Raw genomic sequence first — 9,239 nt, forward strand, 5'->3', positions numbered from 1 at the left:
CTTATTTGAAAAAAGCATTTACACTCATAGAACTAATTTTTGTTATTGTAATCATCGGTGTTTTAGCCGCAGTTGCTATACCAAAATTTAGTCACCTCTCTTCAAATGCCAAAATCTCTTCGGAGATGGCAACGGCTGCGACGGTGCAGTCTGCACTTGATGATATTCATGCAGAATGGATAACAGCGGAAGGTACATTCAGCTGGGGGAACGGAAACAGTATAGACTGCAATAACGGGAGTGATGCATTATTTGACTGTGACAACGGATACCCTAAAAAACTGGGTGAGTGTGCAGCAACAAATTCCCAGGCTTTTAAGTATCTGCTGAAAAATCCGGCCAGTGTAGATGCAAAATGGAGTTGCACGGCAAACAACAACTACCACGGACCGGCATCAAGCACTAACAGCGGTGTTGGCGAAAACGGCAGTGACAAACCTGACAGTACAGACCATTGGGAATACAATGATGTAAACGGTACTTTTATACTTACAGAGGGATAGAACTTTCTTATAAATTTGACATTTTATGTATAATCCACAAAGCAAATCCAAGTATAAATGCACTTACAATGGCAATGCCGATGCTTCCTGTTTCTATATCCATTCTGACTCCTTTAGTTCGCCATATCGACCATGTTCCACATCGGCAGGAAAATTCCAAGTGCGAGCATTAAGACAAATCCTGCAATAGCCCCGAGCAGTATAGGCTCTATGAGTGTAGCAATATTATCGACAATATAGCTGAATCTGTCTTTGTAAATCTTGACAACTTTTTGCAGCATTTTATCCAAACCGCCACCGGTTTCACCCGCTTTTATCATCTCAACAACCATATTTTCAAAAAGTTCTGTCTCTTCAAAACCCTGGTTCAGACTTTTTCCCTCTTCGATAGCACTGGCAATTTTGTCTACTTTTTGTTTGATGTATACATTGTCTATAATTCCGGAGGCTATGCGCAGGGCTTCAAGCATGGGAATCCCAGCTTTGACAAGTACACTGAAAACATAGACAAAACGACTGATCATTGCAAAAAAAGTTGCTTTGCCGATAATGTAAATTTTGAGTATAAGTTTATCCAAAAACATATGGACTTTGTCACTCTTTTTGTACATGTAAGAAATAGTAATCGCCAAAAGTACAGCACCTGCAAGAATATAAGGACCATATACACGCAAAGCATACTCCAGCCAGAGTAAAAACTTTGTCGGCAGAGGCAGTTCCATTTGTGAGCTTTCAAAGATAGACTTAAACTGGGGAATGACAAAAATTGTCACAACACTAAAGGCGATACCCATGGCTGTCACGATGACAAGTGGATAGCGTGTGGCTTTTTTGAATTTTTTTCGGTTGTCCAGAATATCCTGGAGGATATCGGTGAGATGTGTGAGTGATTCGGCGATTTGTCCGGTCTCCTCACCAAGCTGAATCATGGCAACAGTGAGTCTTCCAAGCTGCTCTTGAAACGGAAGTACGGAAGCATAAAAACCTTTTCCACTCTCTATGTCGTTTAAAACTTTTTCAAATATGGCTTTGAGGGCTTTGTCTTCCTGGTGTTTTGTTACTTCGCTTAAGGTATAGTTGAGTGGGAGTCCTGCATCAAGCATGATTGCCATTTGATCGAGCAGTGCTATGAGCCTCTCCTGATCAACTTTTTTCTTGCCGACAGGATCATTGTATTTTGCCAAAAGGTCTTGAAATGACTGTTCAAGTGGTTTTGAAGTCTCTTGAATTTTTACAAGAACGCCAAGTTCCATTTCAAAAAACTTCTCCATTGCTTCGATTTTGTTTGCTGCTTCGAGGACAATGGAGGAGCGTTTTTTCCCAAATTTGTAATCAATTTTAAAATACTTCACCCTAGTGTTCCTTGGTTACACGCAGCACTTCGGCAATAGTTGTTATTCCTTTGAGTACCTTATTCATTCCGTCATAAATCATAGGCTTGTATTTTCCCTGTTTTTGGGCATATTCAGCCAAAACTATTTTGTTCGCATTTTCAGATATAAGTTTTGCGGTATCTTCATCAAGAACAAAAACTTCTGAAATCATTGTTCTGTTAAAGTATCCTGTAAAATCACATTTTGAACACCCTTTTCCCTCATAGACCACAGCATCGGGTTGAATGTATTTTTCCACTTTAGGAAGCTGGGATTTTTGTATTTTTACCTCATGCTTGCAGTAGGGACAAATTTTTCTTACAAGACGCTGTCCTACAACACCGATCAGAGAATCTGAAATCAGGTAGGGTTTCAGCCCCATCTGTACCATTCTCGGAATGGCTCCCGGAGCATCATTGGTATGCAAAGTTGAGAGTACGAGGTGTCCCGTAAGGGCAGCCTGCGAGGCGGCATCAAGTGTTTCACTGTCACGAATCTCCCCGATGAGTATAATGTCGGGATCCTGGCGTAAAAAAGATTTTATTGCTCTTGCAAAAGTGAGTCCTGTTTTTTCGTTTACCTGGATTTGTTGTACAAGAGGGAGTCTGTACTCAACCGGATCTTCTGCTGTCATTACCTTGTTTGAAATGCTTTTTATCTCATTGAGTGCTGCATACAGAGTGGTTGTTTTACCAGAACCGGTAGGTCCGGTAATAAGCAAGATACCGTGAGGCGAGGTAATCAGGTTATTAAATGCTTCAAGATTTTCATCGGCAAAGCCCAAATCTTCGAGTTTTAAAAGAACTTTTTCTCTGTCGAGGATTCTCATAACGATAGATTCGCCAAAGATAGTCGGAGTGGTGGAGAGTCTGAAATCATAGGCCTTCTCAAAAAGGTGCAAAGAGAATCTTCCATCCTGGGGAACCCGCTTTTCGGATATATCTATATTGCCTAAAAGTTTGATACGAGAAGAGATGGCATGGTAGATTTCCATATCAAAAATAAAATTTTCAAATAAAACGCCGTCTATACGGGAGCGTACTATCATTCTGTCATTGTCTTCGGGTTCTATGTGGATATCACTGGCTCTTTTTGCAATAGCATCGCTGATGAGCAGTCGAATAAGCCGCATGACCGCACTGTCTTCTCCCTCTTTTTTTAATCCCTCTGTCTGTAACTCTTTTTTTACTTCATCTATAAGGACTTTGGTTTTTTTCAGCGTCTCTATTCTTTTGAAAATAACATTGATGTCATCTTCGTAGGCCAAAGAAATTTTCATCGGTTTGATGGATATGCTTCTTTCTAAATTTTCCAAAGCATCATAGTTGAGAGGGTCACTGGTTGCTATATAAATGAAATCTTCATCCTCTTTAAAAGGAATGGCATGGGCGACTTTTAGTAAATTTATCGGGTATCTTGCAACAATTTTTTCAAAATCAATTTTTTCGCCAAAAAGGTCGACAAAATCAATTTTGAGTTGTGTCGCAAGCATTTTAAGCAATTCTTTTTGTGAAATATATCCCTCGTCAATAAAAATTTCACCGAGTTTTTTTGTAAAGTTAAGCTCTTTTTGTTTTGCCAGAGCAGATTCAAGCTGTTCCTGTGTGATATATCCTTTTTCAATCAGCAGGTCACCGAGTCTTATCTTTTTATTTATCATTGCGTATGCTCCCATTGTTTCAACAGACTTTGCGCTGCATCCGAATTTTCATACTGTAAATATATATGTAACAATTGCTTTGCCTTTGCATCCTGGTGCAGTGCATAAAGAGATTTTGCATAAATAATCCAGGACCCTGCATCACTTTTGTTAAGCTGGTTTGCTTTTTTTGCCCATACTATTGCTTTTTTGTAGTTGCCTTCTTCGTAATAGTTGCGTGCTATAACAAGCGCTACGGCATAATTTGGAGTCTGTGCAAATCTCTTTTGAAGCTCCTGTGTATCAGCATTTTGTACTTTGATCATTGGGAGTGCAGTTTGTTGTGCTGTTTTTTGTATTTGCAACGGCGGAACTGCTTTTTTGGCTTTCTCTTTTTTTTCTGGCACTGTTTCTTGCTGCAGGGCATCATTGTTTTGTGCCCGGATAACATAGTCCAGTTTTTTTCTTTTTGCCAGTTCTATATAGGGATCAAGGTCTTGGAGCGTGTCTGATTCATTACATGTAAGATGTATGTAAACAGCAGATTGCTGCAGTCTGCAATTACTAAAACCAAGAGTCTCCAGATATTTTTTTTCTTTTTTGATTCTGTTTATGTATCGTGGAGATGCTACCAAAAACTGTAAAGAGTATTTTTTTGCTTTTGTTTCAAGTTTTTTTGACTCTTTTATGACAACAGGGTGTTTTTTTTCTTTTTTTACTGCCGGCTTTTTTATAAGGTGGCTGCTTGTTATAGTTTTGTTTTCATTGTTTTTTTTGCTTGCTTTTACATCAGTGAGGTTGTAAAGATAAAGAGTCAGGACTAAAAAAAGAATCAAAATCAACAGATAGGTCAAATTTTTTTTAATTGTATATATTTTACAACGTTTTTGAAGGTCATCAAAATTATGCATTGATTACTCCATTATCAATTGCCGCCATTGTCAGGATACATTTGTTAAAGTTTTTGTAGCGCTCTTTATCATTTTTCTGTGCATAATCTATAAGTAAAAAAGAGGTATAGAGAAGTTTTTTGAGTACACGCATATTGCCTTTACTCAGTTTGTATATAGTTTTTATGTGCTTTTTTATAATTTCATTGGCAAGCATAGAGGCATTTTTATTTTCGAGTTCTGTAAAAATATACTCTTTGGATTCCCCAATAGAGATATTTTGTAACTTAAGGACTTTATGCGGTCTTGAAGCAAACTGCGGCTCTTTGAGTATCTTTTGTGACTCATGCTCATGCATAGCGAGTATAAACCAGAATGCTTTGGAGTCTGCCAGAATCCGAATGATTTCAATCATGTCTTTAGAGAGCAGCTGTGCTTCATCAAGCACTACAATATAGTTTGAATTCTGGTATAAAGAGATTACCTGTTTGATGAGCTCTTCGAGGGAGTAGTTGGCAACTTCTGTTTCTGTTTTTTGAATTAAAATTTTTACAAAATCAATAGGTTCCAAAAAAGGAATGTCAAATTTGATAATGTCATAAGAGAACTGCTCCTCTATATAATGCAAAAAAGCACTTTTCCCGACACCTGGTTCTCCTGTCAAAAAAAGCAGCTGTTTTGTGTTGTTGCTCAAGATGCTCTCTATGGTGTTTTTGATATGGAGCACTTCACTGTTTTGATGATAGTGTGTAGCGTCAATCTGCTCCTCAAAACACTGAGCAAGTTCTAAATAGTTCATTTTGCAAACCTACTCATTGGTTTCATTCCCATTGGTGCTGTTTTTGTCAAAAGTCGATTGAAAAAACGGGTCTTTTAAATCAATGTCTCTGAGCGACGGCATAGCTTTTGTAGTCACAACATGGGGCTGTATGATAATAAACATCTCTGTTTTTTGTTTTATCTTCTCTTTATAATTAAAGAGAGATCCAAAGAAAGGGATATCTCCCAAAAGAGGTACTTTTACAGAAGAACCGCCTTTTGTGATGCTGACAAGCCCGCCAATGACTATTTTTTCATTGTTTTTTATACGTACAATAGAGGTCATCTGCTTTATTTTTGTATCAGGCGGAATCTCCCGTGTAGCACTTGAAGCGGTATTTGTTGTGGAGGTGTTGTCAGCGAGCTTGGAAACCACAGGGTTTATTTTCATAATGATTTCATTGTTTTCGCTGACTTCGGGAATAACATAAAGCGTAACACCTATAAAGGTAGAACCGACAGAAAAAGTATTGGTTCCGGCCGCTGTGCCTCCTGTTGTTGTCACGGAACCTGTCTGGAACTTGTAAGAGAGTTGCTCTCCTACATTGATAACAGCAGGCTGGTTGTTCATTGTGACAACTTTTGGGTTGGAGAGGACCTTGATGTCTCCGTATGTTTTTAAATATTTTAAAAATTTTGTTGTAGAAAAACTGTAAGCCAGATTGTATGTGGGTTTGTTTAAAAGCGTTGCTCCGGCAGCCCCCGGGTCATTAGTGATGCTTCCGCTTAAAGACAAATCAAGCTTACTCCAGTCGATACCGGTAGAGGAACTGTCATCATAGGTAAGCTCTATGATTTTGGCTTCTATGGCCACCTGTTTGTGCATTTTTTTCAGTAAAACATTAAGATATCTGTCCACCTTTTCCAGGTTCTTTTTTGTCGTGGTGATGGTTAAAAGAGAGGCATCTTTGTTGATGAAAATTCTTACATTCTCTTTTTTGTGAAAGAGCTTTAAAATATTGCTGTGCAGGTTGTCCCAAAAAGTAAATTTTGATTTTGAACGGATGATGGTATAATCGTTTGAGGATGAATTTCCGCTGTTTTGTCCTCCGCTGTTTCCACCGGCACCACCGCCGCCGCCAAAGCCACCGCCGCCAAATCCACCAGCTCCTCCGCCGGCTCCTCCACTGTTTCCGGTAGCGTTTGCATTTCCTGCTGCACCGGTCGTAATAGACTTGCTGCTTTCACTGCTCAGTTCACTCAAATATATATAGTCTATGTTGAAGGTTTTAGTTTTTAGGTATTGTACTTCCAAGGTATTTTTTGTAGGCTCATAGGTATAAAAAAGATTTGCCTCATTAAACAAAAAGTCTAAAAACTGCTCAAAAGTATAGTTGTTAATATTGACATAATCCAGTTTTTTATGAAGCATTTTTTTGGATACGTCATCATTGAATACAACAGAGAGCTTGCATGTAGCACTCAACTCTTTTAAAATAGAAGTGACTTCTATAGCACTTTTTTGTTTTTGTTTGTAGGCACTGAGTGAGAAGAGCTGGTTTTCACAAACAGTGGCTCCAAACAGGGTATGTGCGAGGAACAGTAAAAGTATTATTTTCATTTTTCGTCTCTTTTTGCTTGTTTGATTTGGATAAGGTGGTTTTTCTGCAAATGCAGTATTTTTAGGTGGCTGCGGTTTTGCAAAACAACGGATTGTTTATATATTTTCTTTATTTTATAGCCCTGGATTTTTTCTCCGACAGTATAAAATCTGTTGTTGACAAAGGCACGGTTATTGTAAATTGCACTGAGCACAAAAGAGTTGCTCCGCCTTTTGTTGGCATGGTGTGTATGCAGTATTTTTTGACTTTTGTAAAAAGGATCATATTTGACAAGGGGCAGAGAATTTGCATATAAAAAAGGAAAACACAGACAGGCTAAAATCACTTTTTTCATTTCTCAACTCCATAAAACTTTACTTCAAAAGAGAAAAGCGGTTGATTTGTTTCTTGCAAAAAAATGTGCAGGTTCTCAACTTTTATCAGCATGGTACTTTTTTCTACACTGCGCAAAAAAGAGAGTTCATTTAAAAATCGTCCGCTGGCATTGACATCGATGACCTTTTTCAGTTTTAAATTCCCTATGTAGGGTTTGTTCTCATTATGCAGAGTAATGGCTTGAATCAAGACACCTTTGTGCAAAGAATTATCTAAGAGTTTATCCAAAAAGAGACTGATTGACTTTTTGGAGATAAACAGAAAACTTTTTGAATCCAGTTTATGCTGAAAATAATTCAACTGTTCTCTGTCTTGCTCAATTGCTGTTTTGTTTTTTACAATCTCTTTTTTTAAACGAACTGTTTTTGCCAGAAGCAGCCGAAGAGTCGGTTTGTTTAACTCTTCTTGCAGTGCCTCTGTCTTTTTTTGGTTGGCATCAAACTCATCCAGGGCAGAGGAAAGAAACAAAAAGTAAAAAAGAGCGAACAGTATCAAAGGAATAGCAATATATATGCCAGTTTTTTTTCTGGAATCTAAATTTTCTATCTCTTCAAATTTATCTCTTAGCATACTACTCAACTTCTTTTACACTGATATAGATTTTACTTGTATAGACACCGTCTTCATAAGTAATATCTTTTGTCATAACATTTTTATATCCCAGTTCTATAAGATCATGCATAAACTTGGAAATATTACCTCTTGTGCCGGATTGCGATATGAGTTGAATCTCAAATCTTTTTTCATCTTTTTGAAATAGAGAGGAGGCACTCAAGCGGTACTTTTTAAGTACTCTTAAAATATCATTCATCATTTTTTGCCGTTTTATGCCAATTTGTCCTATCATAGGAATAACTCTGAAGGTCGTTTCATACACAAATATTTTGTCTTCAAGCCCTTCTTTTTCTTTGAGCAGCTGATCATTTTTCTTTTTGATCTTTTTGAGACGAAGAGAAAAGTCTTCTATCTTCTTTTTTCGCTCTTTTGCTTTGACTTCAAGGAGGGTGATTTTTTCCTGCTGTTGGTTGAGATAGTAACTGACAAAGATACCGATGCCCAAAAGCAAAACAATTGTGGTAAGTGTTTCAACAAGATAGCGAAAGCCGGTATACTGTGTCAGCGGTTTTTTTCTTTCAAGGTGTGTTAAATTCACCTGATGAAAATCTGCTCCCTGATGCAACCCAAAGATATACTCAAGCAAGACAGAAAGAGAAGGTGTTGCCTGTTGTATCTGGTGTGTCAAAGGTTTTATAACAGGTTCAAAGCCATATTGAGAGAAAAAATCTTCTATGCCTTCGAGGGTGTGCCCTTCAAAATCTATGACAACTCTGTCTATACCGGTCAATCCGAAAAGACCGCGTTTATGGTTGATGGAGTAGACAATTTTTTCTATATCTTTTGAAAAGACTTCAATGACGGTATCTAAAATCAATGTCTCTTCAAGCCCGTAGTTCTCACGCTTGAAGCCTTTCTCTTTCAAATACTCTTTGAGTTTGACAAGTTCGAGTCCTGTCCGTTTGGAAATGGCATTTAAAGAGTTGATAATTCTGTGACCGATATATTTTCCGTTTTGGTAAATGGCTCCAAAAGCTTCGTCATCGCTGATGTAGATATACAAATCATTGGATTTTTTTGTTTCTTCTGTTTTATAGAGTGCCTCATATGCCAAAAAACGGGGGAAGGCAAAATCTACGACATCTATTTTATAAGAAAAGTCTGCAAGATAGTGATTGAAATCATCGACAGACAAAGCAAAAGCTTCGATGAGATATTCATGGTCAAGCTCATACTTGATAAAGTCAATGCGATACTCTTTTTGTACATCAAGTCCACCCTCTTTGTACATTTTGAGTTCTGTTTTCATTGCGAGTTCATCATCGCTGAGAGTATTGGCAATTTTAAAAGAAAAAGAGTGAATATACTTCAGAGGAATGGCAACTGCAGTAAAAAGTTCAGGATTTTTGTTTGTTGTATCAAAAACAGGTTTTTGTCCATCATAAATAACAGTATGTTCATTGTCAAGAAGAACAATCATTTTTTCAGTCAAAAACCAATCCTATTTTCTTCTTATTATAACC

The 9,239-nt window shown here is 37.7% G+C and carries 9 protein-coding genes; 1 reads left to right on the forward strand and 8 read right to left on the reverse strand.

The features are described from left to right. Nucleotides 1-5: 5 nt before the first annotated feature. On the forward strand, nt 6-503 hold the full coding sequence (locus tag LCX93_RS02380) for a type II secretion system protein (RefSeq protein WP_226068030.1): 498 nt from the start codon (nt 6-8) through the stop codon (nt 501-503). 113 nt (nt 504-616) lie between these two features. Here the strand turns inward: LCX93_RS02380 and LCX93_RS02385 are convergent, their stop codons facing one another. Genes LCX93_RS02385 through LCX93_RS02420 form a run of 8 tightly spaced genes read right to left on the reverse strand, consistent with a single transcriptional unit; the run spans nt 617 to nt 9,208 of the window. Beyond that, nucleotides 617-1,855, reverse strand: a complete 1,239-nt coding sequence (locus LCX93_RS02385) for a type II secretion system F family protein (RefSeq protein WP_226068033.1) — start codon at nt 1,853-1,855, stop codon at nt 617-619. A gap of 1 nt (nt 1,856) precedes the next feature. Then, nucleotides 1,857-3,551, reverse strand: a complete 1,695-nt coding sequence (locus tag LCX93_RS02390) for a GspE/PulE family protein (RefSeq protein ID WP_226068035.1) — start codon at nt 3,549-3,551, stop codon at nt 1,857-1,859. Then, entirely contained in the window at nt 3,533-4,426 is an 894-nt protein-coding gene (locus tag LCX93_RS02395) for a tetratricopeptide repeat protein (RefSeq protein ID WP_226068037.1), read from the reverse strand. The genes LCX93_RS02390 and LCX93_RS02395 overlap by 19 nt, the downstream gene beginning before the upstream one ends. After that, complete coding sequence (locus LCX93_RS02400) at nt 4,419-5,204, reverse strand: ATP-binding protein (protein ID WP_226068039.1); 786 nt, start codon at nt 5,202-5,204, stop codon at nt 4,419-4,421. Before LCX93_RS02400 ends, LCX93_RS02395 begins: the two co-directional genes overlap by 8 nt. 9 nt (nt 5,205-5,213) lie before the next feature. Next, the gene (locus LCX93_RS02405) at nt 5,214-6,785 is read right to left on the reverse strand and encodes a type II secretion system protein GspD (RefSeq protein ID WP_226068041.1); all 1,572 of its coding nucleotides are present in this window, start codon (nt 6,783-6,785) and stop codon (nt 5,214-5,216) included. Beyond that, complete coding sequence (locus tag LCX93_RS02410) at nt 6,782-7,120, reverse strand: hypothetical protein (RefSeq protein ID WP_226068042.1); 339 nt, start codon at nt 7,118-7,120, stop codon at nt 6,782-6,784. Before LCX93_RS02410 ends, LCX93_RS02405 begins: the two co-directional genes overlap by 4 nt. Further along, nucleotides 7,117-7,731, reverse strand: a complete 615-nt coding sequence (locus tag LCX93_RS02415; RefSeq protein ID WP_226068045.1) for a hypothetical protein — start codon at nt 7,729-7,731, stop codon at nt 7,117-7,119. Before LCX93_RS02415 ends, LCX93_RS02410 begins: the two co-directional genes overlap by 4 nt. A 1-nt stretch (nt 7,732) precedes the next feature. After that, complete coding sequence (locus LCX93_RS02420; protein WP_226068047.1) at nt 7,733-9,208, reverse strand: hypothetical protein; 1,476 nt, start codon at nt 9,206-9,208, stop codon at nt 7,733-7,735. Nucleotides 9,209-9,239: the final 31 nt, after the last annotated feature.

Origin of the sequence: Sulfurimonas sp. SWIR-19, assembly GCF_020410885.1 — a bacterium.
In the GTDB taxonomy this organism is placed as follows: domain Bacteria; phylum Campylobacterota; class Campylobacteria; order Campylobacterales; family Sulfurimonadaceae; genus Sulfurimonas; species Sulfurimonas sediminis.